Annotated in this window: 21 protein-coding genes and 2 tRNA genes; 18 read left to right on the top strand and 5 right to left on the bottom strand. The window is 63.0% G+C overall.

Annotated features, from left to right (window positions below):
• Positions 1-111: 111 nt before the first annotated feature.
• From NDB2M4_RS17270 to NDB2M4_RS17250, 5 genes are all read left to right on the top strand, one after another.
• Positions 112-717 carry a TRM11 family methyltransferase gene (locus NDB2M4_RS17270; protein ID WP_139247358.1) on the top strand — a complete coding sequence of 202 codons (606 nt, stop codon included), beginning with the start codon at positions 112-114 and terminating at the stop codon, positions 715-717.
• Positions 718-761: 44 nt separating this feature from the next.
• On the top strand, positions 762-989 hold the full coding sequence (locus tag NDB2M4_RS17265) for a hypothetical protein (RefSeq protein WP_072377283.1): 228 nt from the start codon (positions 762-764) through the stop codon (positions 987-989).
• Positions 986-1,195, top strand: coding sequence for a hypothetical protein (locus NDB2M4_RS17260; RefSeq protein WP_072377281.1), 210 nt, complete (start codon positions 986-988; stop codon positions 1,193-1,195). The genes NDB2M4_RS17265 and NDB2M4_RS17260 overlap by 4 nt, the downstream gene beginning before the upstream one ends.
• Before the next feature lie 166 nt (positions 1,196-1,361).
• Entirely contained in the window at positions 1,362-1,661 is a 300-nt protein-coding gene (locus NDB2M4_RS17255; protein WP_072377279.1) for a hypothetical protein, read from the top strand.
• A complete protein-coding gene (locus NDB2M4_RS17250; RefSeq protein ID WP_072377277.1) occupies positions 1,658-3,223 on the top strand; it encodes a recombinase family protein in 1,566 nt (521 codons plus the stop codon). The genes NDB2M4_RS17255 and NDB2M4_RS17250 overlap by 4 nt, the downstream gene beginning before the upstream one ends.
• On the opposite strand, the gene NDB2M4_RS17245 is transcribed toward NDB2M4_RS17250, so the two are convergent.
• Positions 3,192-3,276: transfer RNA gene (locus tag NDB2M4_RS17245), tRNA-Tyr, on the bottom strand. The two genes, NDB2M4_RS17250 and NDB2M4_RS17245, sit on opposite strands and share 32 nt — an antisense overlap.
• A 144-nt stretch (positions 3,277-3,420) precedes the next feature.
• On the opposite strand from NDB2M4_RS17245, the gene rlmB reads away from it, so the two are divergent.
• Positions 3,421-4,257: a 23S rRNA (guanosine(2251)-2'-O)-methyltransferase RlmB gene (rlmB, locus tag NDB2M4_RS17240; protein WP_072378268.1), complete on the top strand. Its 837-nt coding sequence runs from the start codon at positions 3,421-3,423 to the stop codon at positions 4,255-4,257.
• 38 nt (positions 4,258-4,295) lie between these two features.
• Here rlmB and NDB2M4_RS17235 read toward each other — a convergent pair whose 3' ends face one another.
• Positions 4,296-4,658, bottom strand: coding sequence for a hypothetical protein (locus tag NDB2M4_RS17235; RefSeq protein WP_072377275.1), 363 nt, complete (start codon positions 4,656-4,658; stop codon positions 4,296-4,298).
• Positions 4,659-4,819: 161 nt separating this feature from the next.
• Between NDB2M4_RS17235 and NDB2M4_RS17230 the strand changes: the two genes are divergently transcribed.
• From NDB2M4_RS17230 to NDB2M4_RS17215, 4 genes are all read left to right on the top strand, one after another.
• Positions 4,820-4,895 (top strand) — tRNA-Thr (locus NDB2M4_RS17230).
• A 107-nt stretch (positions 4,896-5,002) separates the two neighbouring features.
• Positions 5,003-7,033, top strand: a complete 2,031-nt coding sequence (locus tag NDB2M4_RS17225; protein WP_072377273.1) for an FUSC family protein — start codon at positions 5,003-5,005, stop codon at positions 7,031-7,033.
• Complete coding sequence (locus NDB2M4_RS17220) at positions 7,030-7,236, top strand: DUF1656 domain-containing protein (RefSeq protein ID WP_072377271.1); 207 nt, start codon at positions 7,030-7,032, stop codon at positions 7,234-7,236. The genes NDB2M4_RS17225 and NDB2M4_RS17220 overlap by 4 nt, the downstream gene beginning before the upstream one ends.
• Positions 7,233-8,123 carry an efflux RND transporter periplasmic adaptor subunit gene (locus tag NDB2M4_RS17215; protein ID WP_072377269.1) on the top strand — a complete coding sequence of 297 codons (891 nt, stop codon included), beginning with the start codon at positions 7,233-7,235 and terminating at the stop codon, positions 8,121-8,123. Before NDB2M4_RS17220 ends, NDB2M4_RS17215 begins: the two co-directional genes overlap by 4 nt.
• Before the next feature lie 11 nt (positions 8,124-8,134).
• Here the strand turns inward: NDB2M4_RS17215 and NDB2M4_RS17210 are convergent, their stop codons facing one another.
• On the bottom strand, positions 8,135-8,677 hold the full coding sequence (locus NDB2M4_RS17210) for a peroxiredoxin (protein WP_072377267.1): 543 nt from the start codon (positions 8,675-8,677) through the stop codon (positions 8,135-8,137).
• 148 nt (positions 8,678-8,825) lie between these two features.
• Here NDB2M4_RS17210 and NDB2M4_RS20630 point away from each other — a divergent pair, with 148 nt between their 5' ends.
• Positions 8,826-8,954 carry a hypothetical protein gene (locus NDB2M4_RS20630; RefSeq protein WP_280173548.1) on the top strand — a complete coding sequence of 43 codons (129 nt, stop codon included), beginning with the start codon at positions 8,826-8,828 and terminating at the stop codon, positions 8,952-8,954.
• Between the two features lie 9 nt (positions 8,955-8,963).
• Here the strand turns inward: NDB2M4_RS20630 and NDB2M4_RS17205 are convergent, their stop codons facing one another.
• Together NDB2M4_RS17205 and NDB2M4_RS17200 are read right to left on the bottom strand one after the other, a co-directional pair.
• On the bottom strand, positions 8,964-9,611 hold the full coding sequence (locus NDB2M4_RS17205; RefSeq protein WP_072377265.1) for a Pr6Pr family membrane protein: 648 nt from the start codon (positions 9,609-9,611) through the stop codon (positions 8,964-8,966).
• Between the two features lie 89 nt (positions 9,612-9,700).
• Entirely contained in the window at positions 9,701-9,883 is a 183-nt protein-coding gene (locus tag NDB2M4_RS17200) for a hypothetical protein (RefSeq protein WP_072377263.1), read from the bottom strand.
• 92 nt (positions 9,884-9,975) lie between these two features.
• On the opposite strand from NDB2M4_RS17200, the gene NDB2M4_RS17195 reads away from it, so the two are divergent.
• From NDB2M4_RS17195 to NDB2M4_RS17165, 7 genes are all read left to right on the top strand, one after another.
• Positions 9,976-10,854: a TIGR01459 family HAD-type hydrolase gene (locus tag NDB2M4_RS17195; RefSeq protein ID WP_072377261.1), complete on the top strand. Its 879-nt coding sequence runs from the start codon at positions 9,976-9,978 to the stop codon at positions 10,852-10,854.
• Between the two features lie 106 nt (positions 10,855-10,960).
• Positions 10,961-11,293: a hypothetical protein gene (locus tag NDB2M4_RS17190; RefSeq protein ID WP_072377259.1), complete on the top strand. Its 333-nt coding sequence runs from the start codon at positions 10,961-10,963 to the stop codon at positions 11,291-11,293.
• Between the two features lie 264 nt (positions 11,294-11,557).
• Positions 11,558-11,863, top strand: a complete 306-nt coding sequence (locus NDB2M4_RS17185; RefSeq protein WP_072377257.1) for a hypothetical protein — start codon at positions 11,558-11,560, stop codon at positions 11,861-11,863.
• Between the two features lie 191 nt (positions 11,864-12,054).
• The gene (locus tag NDB2M4_RS17180; protein ID WP_072377255.1) at positions 12,055-12,483 is read left to right on the top strand and encodes a ketosteroid isomerase-related protein; all 429 of its coding nucleotides are present in this window, start codon (positions 12,055-12,057) and stop codon (positions 12,481-12,483) included.
• 23 nt (positions 12,484-12,506) lie between these two features.
• Positions 12,507-12,881, top strand: a complete 375-nt coding sequence (gene panD, locus NDB2M4_RS17175; RefSeq protein ID WP_072377253.1) for an aspartate 1-decarboxylase — start codon at positions 12,507-12,509, stop codon at positions 12,879-12,881.
• Between the two features lie 16 nt (positions 12,882-12,897).
• Positions 12,898-13,500: a GNAT family N-acetyltransferase gene (locus tag NDB2M4_RS17170; RefSeq protein ID WP_072377251.1), complete on the top strand. Its 603-nt coding sequence runs from the start codon at positions 12,898-12,900 to the stop codon at positions 13,498-13,500.
• A gap of 7 nt (positions 13,501-13,507) precedes the next feature.
• Complete coding sequence (locus tag NDB2M4_RS17165; protein ID WP_072377249.1) at positions 13,508-14,416, top strand: carbon-nitrogen hydrolase family protein; 909 nt, start codon at positions 13,508-13,510, stop codon at positions 14,414-14,416.
• Positions 14,417-14,423: the final 7 nt, after the last annotated feature.

Raw genomic sequence — 14,423 nt, 5'->3', positions numbered from 1 at the left:
CCCTCGTTCGGAGCCTCCTTGCACTTGGCTCCCCGCTCTCGGCGAGGGCCAAGGGTTCATGCGAACCCCTCTTTTTAAGGGGTTTTGAAGAACCGACCAAGGAGCCGCCCCATGCGCGTCACTGCTGATTTTGATTACCCAACTTACTTTAAGCCGCGCGTGCCGGAGCGCCGCGCGGCCTTTGAGTTTTACCCGACACCGCCAAGCGCCATCCGCGCCCTGCTTTCGGCGGAGCGTTTTGAGGGCGACATCTGGGAACCCGCTTGCGGTGACGGCGCTATCAGCAAGGAATTGGTGCGGGCCGGTTATGATGTCATCGCCACCGACATTACCGATTGGGGCTACGGCCATCCCGGCTATGACTTCCTCAAACTAGAAAAGCCCTTTGCCCGCAACATCGTGACGAACCCGCCTTACGGCTGGGGCATGGCCGACAGGTTTGTAGAGAAGGCGTTAGCCTTCACCGCTGACAAAGGCGGGCGCGTGGCCATGCTCTTAAACATCGCCTCGCTCTGCCATCCCAAGCGGCATGATGATTTCGTGCGCCGCCCGCCGAGCGTGATTTATGCGCTGGATGAATGCGTGTGTTTCCCCTTGGGCGATCCGGCCCGCGCCACCGCCCACACATTGAAGCACCGCTATGCGTGGCTGATCTGGGATCACGCGCACGAGGGCGATTCCGTCATCCGCTGGCTCTCAACCGCGCCCTTCCAATAGGGCGCGGTCACTACCCAACGCTCAAACAAGAAGGAGAAAAAACCATGAGCACATCCGAAAACCGCACGCTGGCCGTGCTGATCAACGCTATAGACCAGCGCTTGTTATCAGCCGTACATTACAGCGCCGAAGCGCATGAGGCCATCAAGCACGAGCGCCGCAATGAGGCTATCGGCGCGCTGCTGATCATCGAGCAGGACTTGGAAACCGCCCTGCAACTGCACCGCGCCACCATTGCCCTGCACCGGACGATGAAAGGCGGCGGCGCATGACCACCAGCCCCCGCAAACGCTATCTCGTCAATCTGGTCGAGTGGAGCAGTTATGTCAGGTGGATCGAGGCCGAGAGCGCCGAAGAAGCCATAAAACGCGCCGAGACTGATTTTTGCGAATACGGCGATGAAGGATTCACCTGCAAGGACGGCAGCACCGAATGCGAGGTGTGGGAACAGCAAGAGATTCCCGCTGATCCCGCTTGAGCCATTCTCAAAAAAAAATCGCGCCCGGCCTCTTGAGCCGGGCACTTTCGCCCATCAGGGTTCCACCCGATCGCGGGCGGCGCAGCGCGCATAGTGTTTCCATAATCGCTAGTCCGCGCTGCTGTCCCAATCTGGCGGGCGCGCCGATGCGGGAAAGGGAGCAGGGATGCCGCGCGACATCGACAAGTACCGCCACTACTTCAAAGAGTATGACCTCAGCCCAGAGCAAGAGCGGGATATCATCGAGGCGCTGTATGCGATTGCCGAGACGTTCGCCGATCTCGCCTTCGGGCGGCACGCCTGCCAGCTCCTGCAGCCCGCGAACGATAATGATTCCATGAGCAACTTCAATGTAGTAGAATTCTTCGAGCAATCCGCCAACGATCCGGTGCTGGAAGACTACGCCGAGCACCTTGCCGTGCTGGAGGCGGAGCCAAAACCAAAAACAAAGACGACACGATCATGACCAAGACCACTGCACTCAATGCCTCGCCTGCCCAAGCCGTTATCTATTGCCGCGTCTCCAGCCAGCGGCAGATGAAGGAGGGCGATGGCCTTGCCTCGCAGGAAACGCGCTGCCGCGAATATGCGCGGCACAGGGGCTATGAGGTGGTGCAGGTCTTCCGTGATGAAGGCGTCTCAGGCGGCATGATCGACCGGCCCGCCGTGCAGCTGCTTCTGGGCTTCCTGCGCAAGCATCGCACCCATGCGCGCCACATCGTCATCATCGACGATATCAGCCGCCTTGCACGCGACGTGGTGGCACACAGACAGCTCAGGGATTCGATAGACGACGCAGGCGGCAAGCTGGAAAGCCCCTCCATCGAGTTCGGTGAGGATTCCGACAGCATTCTTGTCGAGAACCTTCTGGCCTCCGTTTCCCAGCATCAGCGCCAGAAGAACGCCGAGCAGGTTGTCAACCGCATGCGCGCCCGCGTCATGAGCGGGTACTGGGTTTTCGCCAACCCCGTCGGCTACCGCTACGAGCGAAAGCCCGGTCACGGGAAGATCCTTGTGCCGGATGAACCCACGGCATCAATCGTCCGCGAAGTTCTGGAAGGGTTTGCGACCGGCCGCTTTGCGAGCCAGATGGAGATCAAGCGGTTTTTGGAAGGCAAGCCGGGCTTCACGAGCCGGCACGGCAAGACCGTTCATCTGCAGAAAATCCGGGAGATGCTGGAGCGGCCCACCTATGCCGGATATATCGACGCCCCTCAGTGGGGCATCGCGCCTTTGCTTGGAAAGCACGAGCCCCTCATCACTTACGAAACGCACCTGCGCGTATTGGAACGTCTGAAGGGCCGCCCGGTAGGCGCGCTACGCAAGGACACGCGAGAAGACTTTCCCTTGCGCGGCATCGTCGCCTGCGCCTGCTGCGGGCACACAATGTCCGCTGGCTGGTCGAAGGGTCGCAACGGCCAGTATCCCTATTACTTCTGTCAGGCCAAGGGCTGCGAAGAGAGCCGCAAATCGATCCGCAAGGAGCGAATCGAGGGTGACTTCGAAACGTTGCTGGATGCCATCCGGCCCGATGCGCCTCTCATCGACGCCTTTCATGAGCTGGTCTCGGAAGTCTGGGCGGCAGGACGCAAGGGCCAAGCCGAACAGCACCAGACGCTGAAGGCCGAACTCACGGAGATCGAGCGCAAGAGCAGTCAGCTCATGGAACGTCTCATCGCCGCCGACAACGGCGTGCTGATCGCGGCCTATGAAGCGGAGGTGCGCAAGCTGCAGGAGCGCAGGATCGTTCTGCAGGAAAGACTCGCCTCACGCGGCGAGGAAGTAATCGACTTCAATCTGGGTTATCGAACCGCCCTGTCCTTCATCGCAAACCCCCGGAAAATGTGGGCTTCCGACCACCTGCCCTCGCGCAGATTGGTGCCCAAACTCCTGTTTGGCCGTGGTCTGCACTACAACCGAAAAGAGGGTTATCGAACCGGTGAAATCGCCTACCCCTTCAAGGCTTTGCAGGCGATTAGAACAGGGAAGTATGGATTGGTGGAGGGGGCTGGATTCGAACCAGCGTAGGCGAAGCCAACGGATTTACAGTCCGTCCCCTTTAGCCACTCGGGCACCCCTCCTCACACCATCCATTGAGGTGCCTTGGCACCTAAATGAAATCGCCCCGCGCTAGGGGCGGCGGGGCGGAGGCGTTTATCCGCAGGAGGCCCTTGGATGTCAAATGGAAAAGCGGCAGGATGCGCCTCCCTGCCACGAGCTGAATGATGAAGCCCACATCCCCCCGCCAAAAATACGGCCAGCGGCCGCGCAAAAACGGTCCGCGCGGCCCCCAGCGCCATCGATCCGCCGATCACGGGCCCAAAGGCGCCCCTGACGGTCACGTGCAGCTTTATGGCGTGCATGCGGTCGAGGCTGCCCTGCGCAATCCCGGGCGATCGATTCTGCGGCTGCTGATGACCGAGAATGCAGAGAATCGTCTGTCGGAGGCGGTGGCGGCGAGGCATGTCGCGCCGGAACGGGTCAGCCCGCGCGATCTCGACCGGCTGCTAGGTGCCGATACGGTGCATCAGGGCGTGATGCTCGAGACCGAACCGCTGGAAGAGCCTGACGTGTTCGAGCTCGTAGCTCGCGCCGATGCCGGCCCCCTCGTCGTCCTCGACCAAGTGACCGACCCGCACAACGTGGGCGCCATTCTGCGCTCGGCAGCGGTGTTTGGCGCAGCGGGCCTCATCATGACGCGGCGGCACAGCGCGCCGCTCGATGGCACGCTGGCCAAGTCGGCCTCGGGCGCGCTGGAGCTGGTGCCGGTGGCGCTGGTGCAGAACCTGGCGCGCACGATCGCGGAATTGAAAGAGCACGGCACGACAGTGCTGGGGCTCGAAGGCTCATCCGAACATGCGCTCGAAACCGAGCCACTGACCGGCCGGCTGGCGCTGGTGTTCGGTGCGGAAGGCAAGGGATTGCGAGAGCTGACGCGGGAGAGCTGCGACCGGCTGGTGCGGATTTCCACCAGCGGGCCAATCGGCAGCCTCAACGTGTCGAACGCGGCGGCGATCAGCCTGCACCACGCCGCATTCAAGCGGACGCATCACGCACAATAAGAACGGCGGCCGGGCGTAACCCGGCCACCATTCGCGATCTACTTGATGGGCCCTTCCGCGCAGCAGCCGGGAGGTGGAGCTGCCACTGGATATGCGACCGCAACCGGCGCAACGCGCGCACGGCGCGGTTGCCAGAAGCGGCGGGCATATTGGCCATAAGGACGGTAGTAGCGGTCGTAATAGCCGCGCGCCATGTAGGGATAGGCGCCCGGGTACGGAACGAGCGTCGCCCAATAATAGACGTTGGAATAGCGTGGATAGTAGATGAAGTGGCTGACGGGTGCTGGCCCGCAGGCCACTCCCCTGGGAGCCCGGCACCACTCTGCCTGGGCGGGCGCCGCTCCAGCAAAGCCGATGGTGCCGGCGATGCCGATGACGGCGAGCAATGAACCAAAACGCATGCGCTTACCCTCGACTTGATGAACTCGACGCAACTGCCGTCACCATGTCAGGATATGGATAATGAAGGCCTAATCGACGCACCGTGGCGGTGCATCTGGCGCATTGGCACTCGCGGCCGACGCGCTGTATAAGGCAGCCGCGTGCCCTCTCGGGCCGCGATGCCGGCTTAGCTCAGTTGGTAGAGCACCTGATTTGTAATCAGGGGGTCGGGGGTTCAAATCCCTCAGCCGGCACCATCCCAACCGACTACAGACACAGCGAAAAATTAAGGCGCGACTGGCAACCCTCAGGGCACAGCTCGAGGCGCCACACGCCCGCTGCGGCCCGCCCAGAGTTCAACTCGATGGTAGCCCTTCCGACTGCGCGCGACTTGCTGTTCGCGCTGAAAACATTCTCAGCGGCGATCATCGCGCTCTACTTGGCGATGTGGTTCGACCTCGCACGACCCTACTGGGCGTTGACCACTGTCTTCATCACCAGCCAAGTGCTCGCGGGCGCGACACGTTCAAAGGCCCTCTATCGCGTGCTCGGAACGCTGCTTGGGGCTGCAGTGAGTGTCGTCCTGGTGCCGAACCTCGTCAATTCGCCGGAGCTGCTGACGGTTGCGATTGCGGCATGGGTGGCGGGCTGCCTTTACCTGTCGCTGCTCGATCGCACACCGCGCAGCTATGTGCCAATGCTCGCCGGCTATACTGCGGCGATCGTCGGCTTTCCGACGGTGGACGCGCCGGGCACGATCTTCGACGTAGCCGTCTCTCGCGTCGAGGAGATCACGCTCGGCATCCTATGCGCCAGCGCGGTCTCGTCCATCGTGTTTCCGCAGTCAGTGCTGCCGATCATCTCGCAGCGTCTCGACAATTGGATCTTGGGCGCTCGCGCATGGGCGATCGAAGTTCTCGAGGGGCATCCCGCTAGCCTCGACACGCAAAGTCAGCGGCTGCGGCTCGCCTCCGATGCCGTCGCGCTGGACAGCCTTGCGACCTCTCTGCGTTATGAGTCGTCCAGACTGGCCAAGGCGGGCTCTGCACTGACCGCGCTACGCCAGCACATGCTGATGTTTCTGCCGATTGCGTCGTCGATGTCCGATCGCATCGGTGCCCTTCGCCGGGCAAACGCGTTACCAGACGCGGTGCAAAAGCTGCTGCACGATGCTGCAGAATGGCTGCACGGAGATGTGACTGATCCCGACGTAGCGAGGGCGCTTTCAGCCCGAGCCAGCGCGCTCGAACCTCCGCTCGCTCCTGGGTCGCGCTGGACAGATATGGTTCTGGCCAGCCTCTTGATGCGGCTGAGGGAGTTCATCAACCTGCGCCAGGATACGAGGCGTCTACAGGGCTTCCTGCGCAACGGGACACCGTTGAGCGAGCCGATGGCGTTCGAGTACAGCGCCAATGTTCAGTCTATCCGGCACCGCGATCATGGCATGGCACTGCTGTCGGGCGTCGGAGCTTTTCTTGCCATTGTCGCCACCTGTGCGATCTGGATCGGAACCGGCTGGCCGGACGGCTCGGCCGCGCCGATGATGGCAGCGATAGCGTGCTCGTTCTTCGCGACGTTCGACGATCCGGCTCCCTACATCATTAGTTTCGCCAACGCGGCCATCGTCGGCGCGATCTGCTCGGGAATCTACCTGTTCGGCGTGCTCCCTCATGCGACGACATTCGAGATGCTGATCCTGGCCCTCGCGCCCTGGCTCATAACCGTCGGCCTCTTCATGGCGCAGCCGCGGACAGCGGTGTTTGCGACTGGCGTCGCCGTCAACGGCACCAGCATGATCGCTATCCAGAACGGCGCGGTCGGCGAATTCACGCCGTTCGCGAACTCGGCCATCGCCGTGCTCGTGGGGATTTGGACGGCGGCCATCGTGATCCGGCTGGTGCGTTCGGTGGGGGCTGCGTGGAGCGCGCACCGCCTTCGCGACGTCAATCGGCGTGACCTCATTCTTTCGGCGTCGCATGGCGGCCGAAGCCATGGACTGGAACTCGCCGCGCTGATGCTCGATCGGGTCGGGCTGATGGCGCCGCGCCTTGCCGCGCTACCCCCGGAGGATGCCGAGTGGACGAAGGAGTTGCTGGCAGAGGTGCGCAGCGGCATCAATATCGTCGAACTGCGGCGGGTGCGCGCCTTGCTGCCCCCTCGCGCGGAAGCCGCAGTCGAATCCGTTCTGGTCGATGTCGCGCGTCACTTCCGCGCCAACCTCGAAGGCGGAGATGCTGCGCTTGTCACCACCATAGATGCGGCAATAGGCAGGGTCCTCGAAGAGCGACAGACACCTTCCGTGCATGAGGCACTTATGGGACTCGTCGGTCTGCGGCGCGGACTCTTCCCCGAAATAGACGGTTTCGAAACTCATCAGACGATGGTGCCGGCATGATCGAGGAAGTCGACTTTTTCGGTGTGTTCCTACCGAGCTTGTTCGTGTGGATGGTGCTCGCCTTTCTCGCGACCATGCTGCTGCGGCATCTTCTTTCCGCTGCTGGCGCTTATCGCTTCATCTGGCACAGACCGCTGTTTGATCTGGCTCTTTACGTAGTCACTCTTGGGACCGTCGTCTGGACGGCAAGCTATCTCGCATGATCAGTCTCTCCGTTGGCAACATCGCCTCAACGATCCTTCGTGTCGCCGTTACACTGCTAACGGTCGCGCTGGCGGTGGTGATCGGCATGGCGATCTGGGACTACTACCTGGAGGCGCCATGGACGCGCGATGGCCGAGTCAGGGCGGACGTCGTTGCTGTCGCGCCGGATGTGTCGGGGCTCGTAACGGAAGTCCTGGTGAAGGACAACCAGGACGTAAAGCGGGGTGATCCGTTGTTCCGCGTCGACCCTGAGCGGTATGAACTCACATTGCGACAAGCCGAGGCGGCCGTGGAGGGCAAGAAGGCAGCGGTTGCGCACCTCGACGCAGATGCACATCGTTACGCGAGCTTAAGCGCCGTGGCAGCTTCAGAGCAGAAGAAGGAAGAATCCCTGTCGGCCGCCCTGCAGGCACGGGCCGAGTTGGAGCGTGCAACAGCCGATCGGGATCTCGCCAAGCTCAATCTCGAACGCTCGACGATACATGCCTCGGTGAACGGGCGCGTGACCAACATGACGCTGCGCCCTGGCGCGTATGTGACTGTGGGCAAGGGCGTACTGGCGCTGATCGACTCCGACACGCTGCGGGTCGAGGGCTATTTCGAGGAGACGAAGCTGGACCGCATCCGCACGGGCGACCCGGTTACCGTGCACCTGATGGGCGGGAACGAGACGCTGCACGGCCGTGTCGAAAGCATCGCCGGCGGCATCGAGGATCGCGAACGCTCGGATGGCTCAAGCCTGATGGCCAACGTCAACCCGACGTTCTCATGGGTTCGGCTGGCGCAGCGCATCCCCGTCCGCGTCAAGCTCGATAAGGTGCCGTCCGACTTGAAGCTGATCGTCGGCCGGACAGCGACCGTTTCAGTGGATGAGGGTACGCGATAAAGGTGGGGTGGCTACTTCGCCGTCCCGAGCTTCTTGACGGCCTCGAGCGTGTTCTTGACGTGGTCGTGTGGGCTCAACGCCGTGTACTCGTAGGCAATCGTGCCATCCGGGGCGACCACATAAGACGTGCGGTTGGCGTAAGGCAGGATGCCGAACATGACCGCCTTGTATGCGGTCATAATCTCCTGGTCCTGGTCGGAAGCGACGGGAAACTTGCCGCCGCATTCGGACACGGAGAATTTGTCCAGCGTGTCCATGTCGTCGCCGCTAATGCCGATCACGGATGCGTTGTGCGCCTTGAAGTCGTCCATGGCCTCGGCGAACTCGTGCGCCTCGGCTGTGCAGCCGGACGTGAACGCCTTGGGGTAGAAGTAGACGACGACGGGCCCTTTCTTCAGTGCGTCGGCGAGGGAGAACGTGAATCGCTTTCCGGCCAAGGTCGCCTGCGCGGTGAACATCGGTGCCTGTGCCCCCGCCTGCAGGGCTGCAAGCGCGGGAATGCTCACGACGGCGGCGAGGAGAGCCGAGACGGCTGCGAGATAGCGCTTCGACATCAGACGAATACCCGAGATTGCCCAGTTCAGCTGAGGCCATCATAGCTGGAAGGCGCGCGGTGAGCACCCGGGTAATCCCCCCAGGCCGAGATTGCGTAATGCACGGCCTTGTGGCACTCGTCAGTCCAACGAGGCAGGAGAACCTGTAATGGACGCGAAAACAGTCATTATCGCCGTGCTGGCCGTTGCCGTCGCAGTACTCGGCTATCTCTACTACGAGCATTCACGCCACGGCATCGTCATCGACACACCCGCCGTGAAGATCGAAGCGAAGTAAGCTTCGGATTTAAGCTTCGGTGGAGCGCGCGGGAAGCGCTCTGCCGATAGCCGCCAATACCGCTTCCAGGGCGATGTAGACGGCAACAAGGCCGGCGGCATTGCCGAGCACGCGCGCGTAGCCGAGATCGGCGACGTCGAGGAATGGGTATGGGTACCACCCCGACGTGGCGCCATGGCCGAGCGTCCATGCCAGATAAATGAGCGGGTAGGCGAGACCGCGAAGCCCGACGCGCCAGTCGACCGAGCGGCGATCTACGAACGGCAGCCAGTCGACCACGAACAGAGGTGGCGTCACGGCGTGAAGAGCGTGCTCGATGAAGAGCGACGCACCCTGGCGATCGCTCAGCCCTACGAGCAGCAGGTAATACACGACGCCCACCATGATCATATAACCGGCGATAGCGGTGCGCACACCTGGGCGACCAAGAAGCCGGCCCAGCGCGGCGCCCGGGGCCATGACCGGGGCAAGCAGTGCCGCTGCTGCCAGCAGATTGGTGAGGATGGTGAAGAAGCTGAAGAACTGCAGTGAGCGGGTCAGTAGCGCACTGTCTGCGGCGTCAACGACCGATAGCCAGTACTGCGCGACAACCAGGGCTGCAGTGATGGCGCCAGCGCCGATGCGATAGACTGATTTCGGCGTGTGGTGTTTTCCCATTGACCCGTGTCTTGCCCCTGCGACCAAGTGCGAGCAACGCCATCGCGATGCATCCTAGCAGCACTTGTCGCCTTCGCAGCGGCTGAGCGTCAGAGGCCGTCGCGGATGCGGGCGTCGCGCTTGCGCTCGATCATGCGTGCGTCCGCTTCCTCATTGCCGCGCGTGGGGCGCGCCTTCTCCACGGCGGTAGTGCTCTCCTTACGCTTGCGCGGTGGTGCGCCCTCGCCCAGCGTCTCACGTGCGTCCGGCTGTCTCGGCTTGCGCTCAGTCATCGGTTTCTCCCTAGGACCATGGGTTGGCTTGGCATTTTGGCTGTCACAACGTATTGAGGCCCACCGCGGTTCAATTCCGGATCCCCCAATCGATGCCTCGCCACACTTCGCCTCCGCCTATCCTGGCCCATGCCGGGGACCTGCTCTCGCGCTATGACGTCATGTTCTGCGACGTGTGGGGCGTGCTGCACGATGGAAATCGGGCATTCGTCGAGGCGTGCGATGCTCTGCTGCGCTTTCGCGCCGGCGGGGGCACGGTGATCCTGGTTTCCAACGCGCCGGTGCCGGGTGAGCGCGTGGCCGTTATGCTGGATTCGCGCGCGGTGCCGCGCGACGCATACGACGGCATCGTGGCGTCCGGGGAAATCGCTCTGCGCCACATCGCGGAGAAGGGATACACGCAGCTCTACTGCATCGGGCCGCGCGAGCGTGACGCTGCCACCTTCTCGCGCATCGCTGCCTCGCCTGCGGAGATCGAGGAGGCAGATGCCATCTTGTGCACCGGTCTGAATGACGATCTCAACGAGACGGCCGACGACTACCGCCCCGTGCTGGAGCGCGCCAAGGCTCGCGGGCTGCCCTTCGTGTGTGCCAATCCGGATCTGGTGGTGGATGTCGGCGGGCGGCAGTACCTGTGTGCCGGTGCCATCGCCGACCTGTACGAGCGCATGGACGGGGAAGTGTTCTGGGCCGGCAAGCCGCACGCTAACGCATACGAGACGGCGCACGGCGCGGCGGAGGCTAAGCGCGGAGCGAACGTCGAGCGCGCACGGATCATTGCCGTCGGCGATAGTCTGCGCACGGACCTGAAGGGTGCGGAGGCTGCCGGCATAGACGCCATTTTCGTCGCTTCCGGCATTCATCGCGACGAGGCGATGGGCACCGACGAACTCGACGGAAGCAAGCTCGCCGTGCTTTTTGCCCCCCCTGCCCCCCGACCGATCGCGGTGATGGATCGCCTGCGCTGGTAGCCTGCGCGTTTTCTGCCAACCCCACACTGCACGGCGTTGCAGATCATCCGTGGCAGGAATAGTCTGACAGTCGTGACGACTGTGGGGACTGACCCGGGGGAAGATCATGCACCGCATTGCCATCGTGGCCGGCGTTCTGACGTCGCTGGCTTTCTGCTCCGGCGCTTGGGCCGACGACACGGGCTTTGCCTATACGCACACGCTGCGGAAAGAAGGCGGCCGACTGTGCATGGCGGATCACTATCACTCGGGTTCCGGAACCGGCCGCACCAAGGCGGCGGCGCAGGCTGCGGCTGCTCGCTCCTGGGCCGATTTCACCAACTTCGAATACGGTTCGGCGTGGGCGCGCTGGTCGCGCGCGGGCGGAAAGTCGGTCCGCTACACGAAGGAGTCGGCGGGCTGGAGCGCCGACGTGGACGCCCGTCCCTGCCGCGGGTGATCTGCGCACAAGTGGTTCCGACCGGAGCTAACACGCCGCCAGGACGCGGTGAATCGCGTTCGTTTACCTGCCGGTTACCTTAACGGTTCATGCTCATTCGCAGGACGACGAGCCAGTTTGGTCGTCAGCCAATCGCCCTGAGAGCACTTCGTCCAAGTAAACAAGGCCGCGAGCGGCAGCCCGTCTCGGCGGGAACAGCCGCACGCGTGCCTGTCGGGTATCCCTGAGCGCCGTGAGTTGTGCGCTCGCTAGAGGAATGTAGGCATGTTCGCAACGTCAACGGGTTTTGGTCTTCACGCGTACCGCGCTGCGTTCGTCGCCGCAGTTGCCCTTCTGGCCGCCATCGCGTCCGCTCCGCATGCGGGCGCCGTCAGCCCCGAGGTGCGCGCCGCCTGTGCCAACGACTATCTGTCCAACTGTGCCAAGTTCAAGCCGGAGAGCGCCGAGACCCGCAAGTGCATGCGCGCCGTCGGCTACCGGCTGTCGAAACGTTGCATCTCCGCCCTCGCCGCTGCCGGCGAAGTCTCCAAGGCAGAGATCGCCCGTCGCTCGGCCAGCAACCGCCGCTGATCCATCCCCTGCTCCCCTACAAAGGCCGCGGAAATCGCGGCCTTTTTTGTATTGGGCGGCACGTTAACCCCTGCCGGCTGCTTCGATCTCTAGCCATCTGTGATACTGCCCCTATGTCGCTGTACCGGCCAGTAGCAGTCGGCCCCCTAACCTGCTAAGAGCGCAGCGAACTTTCAATCACTGGAGCGACCATGAGCGACGCCGAAAGCCAAGCGCGGAGTGCAACCGCAGCTCTCATCCGCCGCTATTACGAGGCCTTCAACGCGGGCGACAGCGACGGGATGCTGGCCTGTCTCACCGATGACGTCATCCATGACGTCAATCAGGGCGAGCGCCGCATCGGCATCGACAAGTTCAAAGCGTTCAATGCGCGCATGGATCACCACTACAAAGAGAAGCTCGAGAACGTCGTGGTGATGGTGAGCAAGGACGGCGCGCGCGCTTCGGCTGAGTTCAACGTGCATGGCGTCTACAAAGCCACGGACAGCGGGCTGCCCGAAGCCAAGGGGCAGACTTATATCCTGCCTGCCGGCACGTTCTTCGCCATTCGCGACGGCAAGATCGCCCGCGTCACCACCTATTACAACCTGACCGACTGGATCGCGCAGGTTTCCGGCTGAGCCGCACTCGGAAGGCACGCGTAATGCTCGTCAAGATGTTGAGGTGCAAGCTGCACCGGGCCACCGTCACGGAATGCGACCTGCACTATCAGGGTTCGCTGAAGATCGACGCGGATCTCATCCGTGCCGCCGGCTTCCTGGCAAACGAGTACATCGAGATCTACAACATCGACAACGGCGAGCGCTTTGCGACGTACGTGATCGAAGGCCCGGCGGGCAGTGGCGTCATCGGCCTCAACGGCGCGGCCGCCCGGCGGGCGTGCATCGGTGACCGGATCATCATCTGCGCCTATGCGCAGATGGATCTCGAAGAAGCCAAGACGCACAAGCCGAAGATCGTGCTGCTCGGCCAATCGAACGTGATCCAGCAGGTCACCGACAAGCCGACCGTCGAATAAGCTCTGCGGGGGCCTGATGGCGATCGAAGTCAAATCTCTTACTGGCGAAGAGATTCATACGGTACTGCCGGCGCTGGCGCGGCTGCGCATCGTCGTGTTCCGCGACTGGCCGTATCTCTATGATGGCACGCTGGACTACGAAGAGAAGTACCTGGCCAAGCTCGCGGCGGCGCCCGGTGCGGTTTGCATCATCGCCAAGGATGGCGAGGAGATCGTCGGGGCCTCGACGGCCGCGCCGATGATTGAACACGCCGATGAGTTCGCCGAGCCGTTCGAGAAGGCTGGCTACGACATCAACAAGATCTTCTACTGCGGCGAGTCGGTGCTGCTGAAATCGCACCGCGGACATGGCCTCGGACATGCGTTCTTCGATGGACGCGAGGCGCACGCAAAGAAGCTCGGCGGCTTCACGCATTCGACTTTCTGCCGCGTAGTGCGTCCCGATGATCACCCGCTGAAGCCGAAGGACTACGTGCCGCTCGATGCCTTCTGGACGAAGAGGGGCTACGCGCCCGTCGAGGGGCTCGTCGCCACCTACGACTGGAAGGACATAGACCAGGCCGACGAGACCACGCACCAGATGCAGTTCTGGATGAAACCGCTCGAAGGCACTACATAACGCCGTCATGAGCCCTCGCCAGACCCTCAAAGTCGCTTCTGCGCAGTATCCCATCGATCAGCCGGCCACGCTCGATGCGTGGCGGGACAAGATCGCGCGTTGGGTTGCCGATGGCGCTGCCACGGGCGCGGAAGTGCTTGTGTTCCCCGAATACGCCGCGATCGAGCAGGCGGCGGCGCTTGGCGAGGCGGTCTATCGCGACCTCGCCGCGACCCTCGATGCCGTGGCGGAGCTGGAAGGCGCGCGCGTTCAGTTGCATCAGGAGCTGGCCGCCAAGCACGGCGTGCACATTCTGGTCGGCAGCGGCCCCTCGCGCAAAGGCCCTGGCCGCTACACCAACGCGGCTCAGCTGGTGACGCCCAAGGGCAATGTCGGCGTGCAAGAGAAGCTGGTGATGACGCCGTTCGAAGTCGACTGGGGCATCTCGGCGAGCCACGAGATGCGCGTGTTCGATACCAGCCTCGGGCTCATCGGCATCAACATCTGCTACGACAGCGAATTCCCGTTGCTGGCCCGGGCCATGGCCGAGGCCGGCGCCGAGTTGCTGCTCGTACCTTCATGCACGGAGCGCGTCTCGGGCTATCATCGTGTACGCACCGGCTCGCGGGCGCGGGCGCTGGAGAACCAGATCGCGGCCGTCGTAAGCCCGACGGTGGGCGATGCGTTGTGGTCACCGGCGGTCGATCACAATTCGGGTTCGGCGGGCATCTACGTGCCATCGGAGCATACCGTTTCCGATACCGGCATCCTCGCCCAGGGCGAGTTGAACGCGGCGCAATGGGTGGCCGCGGACATCGATCTCGGCCGTCTGCGCCACCTGCGCAACTCCGGCGAGATGCGCAATTACGTCGATTGGCTCAATCAGCCCGGCGCTGCAAAGCTCGCCGACAAGGTGGAGGTCGTCACGCTCGCATGAGCGTGAC

Origin of the sequence: Hyphomicrobium sp. NDB2Meth4 (assembly GCF_900117445.1) — a bacterium.
In the GTDB taxonomy this organism is placed as follows: Bacteria; Pseudomonadota; Alphaproteobacteria; order Rhizobiales; family Hyphomicrobiaceae; genus Hyphomicrobium_A.
Note: the sequence above shows the minus strand (reverse complement) of the source record. Positions and strands in the feature narration are given on the sequence as shown.

Excerpts from the sequence above, each read along its gene's own strand:
- NDB2M4_RS17195 (WP_072377261.1), top strand. The coding sequence starts at position 9,976 with ATGCCTCGCCACACTTCGCCTCCGCCTATCCTGGCCCATGCCGGGGAC.
- NDB2M4_RS17185 (WP_072377257.1), top strand. The coding sequence starts at position 11,558 with ATGTTCGCAACGTCAACGGGTTTTGGTCTTCACGCGTACCGCGCTGCG.
- NDB2M4_RS20630 (WP_280173548.1), top strand. The coding sequence starts at position 8,826 with ATGGACGCGAAAACAGTCATTATCGCCGTGCTGGCCGTTGCCGTCGCA.
- NDB2M4_RS17260 (WP_072377281.1), top strand. The coding sequence starts at position 986 with ATGACCACCAGCCCCCGCAAACGCTATCTCGTCAATCTGGTCGAGTGG.
- NDB2M4_RS17270 (WP_139247358.1), top strand. The coding sequence starts at position 112 with ATGCGCGTCACTGCTGATTTTGATTACCCAACTTACTTTAAGCCGCGC.
- panD (WP_072377253.1), top strand. The coding sequence starts at position 12,507 with ATGCTCGTCAAGATGTTGAGGTGCAAGCTGCACCGGGCCACCGTCACG.
- NDB2M4_RS17220 (WP_072377271.1), top strand. The coding sequence starts at position 7,030 with ATGATCGAGGAAGTCGACTTTTTCGGTGTGTTCCTACCGAGCTTGTTC.
- NDB2M4_RS17180 (WP_072377255.1), top strand. The coding sequence starts at position 12,055 with ATGAGCGACGCCGAAAGCCAAGCGCGGAGTGCAACCGCAGCTCTCATC.
- NDB2M4_RS17165 (WP_072377249.1), top strand. The coding sequence starts at position 13,508 with ATGAGCCCTCGCCAGACCCTCAAAGTCGCTTCTGCGCAGTATCCCATC.
- NDB2M4_RS17250 (WP_072377277.1), top strand. The coding sequence starts at position 1,658 with ATGACCAAGACCACTGCACTCAATGCCTCGCCTGCCCAAGCCGTTATC.
- NDB2M4_RS17255 (WP_072377279.1), top strand. The coding sequence starts at position 1,362 with ATGCCGCGCGACATCGACAAGTACCGCCACTACTTCAAAGAGTATGAC.
- NDB2M4_RS17205 (WP_072377265.1), bottom strand. The coding sequence starts at position 9,611 with ATGGGAAAACACCACACGCCGAAATCAGTCTATCGCATCGGCGCTGGC.
- rlmB (WP_072378268.1), top strand. The coding sequence starts at position 3,421 with ATGAAGCCCACATCCCCCCGCCAAAAATACGGCCAGCGGCCGCGCAAA.
- NDB2M4_RS17225 (WP_072377273.1), top strand. The coding sequence starts at position 5,003 with ATGGTAGCCCTTCCGACTGCGCGCGACTTGCTGTTCGCGCTGAAAACA.
- NDB2M4_RS17200 (WP_072377263.1), bottom strand. The coding sequence starts at position 9,883 with ATGACTGAGCGCAAGCCGAGACAGCCGGACGCACGTGAGACGCTGGGC.
- NDB2M4_RS17210 (WP_072377267.1), bottom strand. The coding sequence starts at position 8,677 with ATGTCGAAGCGCTATCTCGCAGCCGTCTCGGCTCTCCTCGCCGCCGTC.
- NDB2M4_RS17170 (WP_072377251.1), top strand. The coding sequence starts at position 12,898 with ATGGCGATCGAAGTCAAATCTCTTACTGGCGAAGAGATTCATACGGTA.
- NDB2M4_RS17235 (WP_072377275.1), bottom strand. The coding sequence starts at position 4,658 with ATGCGTTTTGGTTCATTGCTCGCCGTCATCGGCATCGCCGGCACCATC.
- NDB2M4_RS17215 (WP_072377269.1), top strand. The coding sequence starts at position 7,233 with ATGATCAGTCTCTCCGTTGGCAACATCGCCTCAACGATCCTTCGTGTC.
- NDB2M4_RS17265 (WP_072377283.1), top strand. The coding sequence starts at position 762 with ATGAGCACATCCGAAAACCGCACGCTGGCCGTGCTGATCAACGCTATA.
- NDB2M4_RS17190 (WP_072377259.1), top strand. The coding sequence starts at position 10,961 with ATGCACCGCATTGCCATCGTGGCCGGCGTTCTGACGTCGCTGGCTTTC.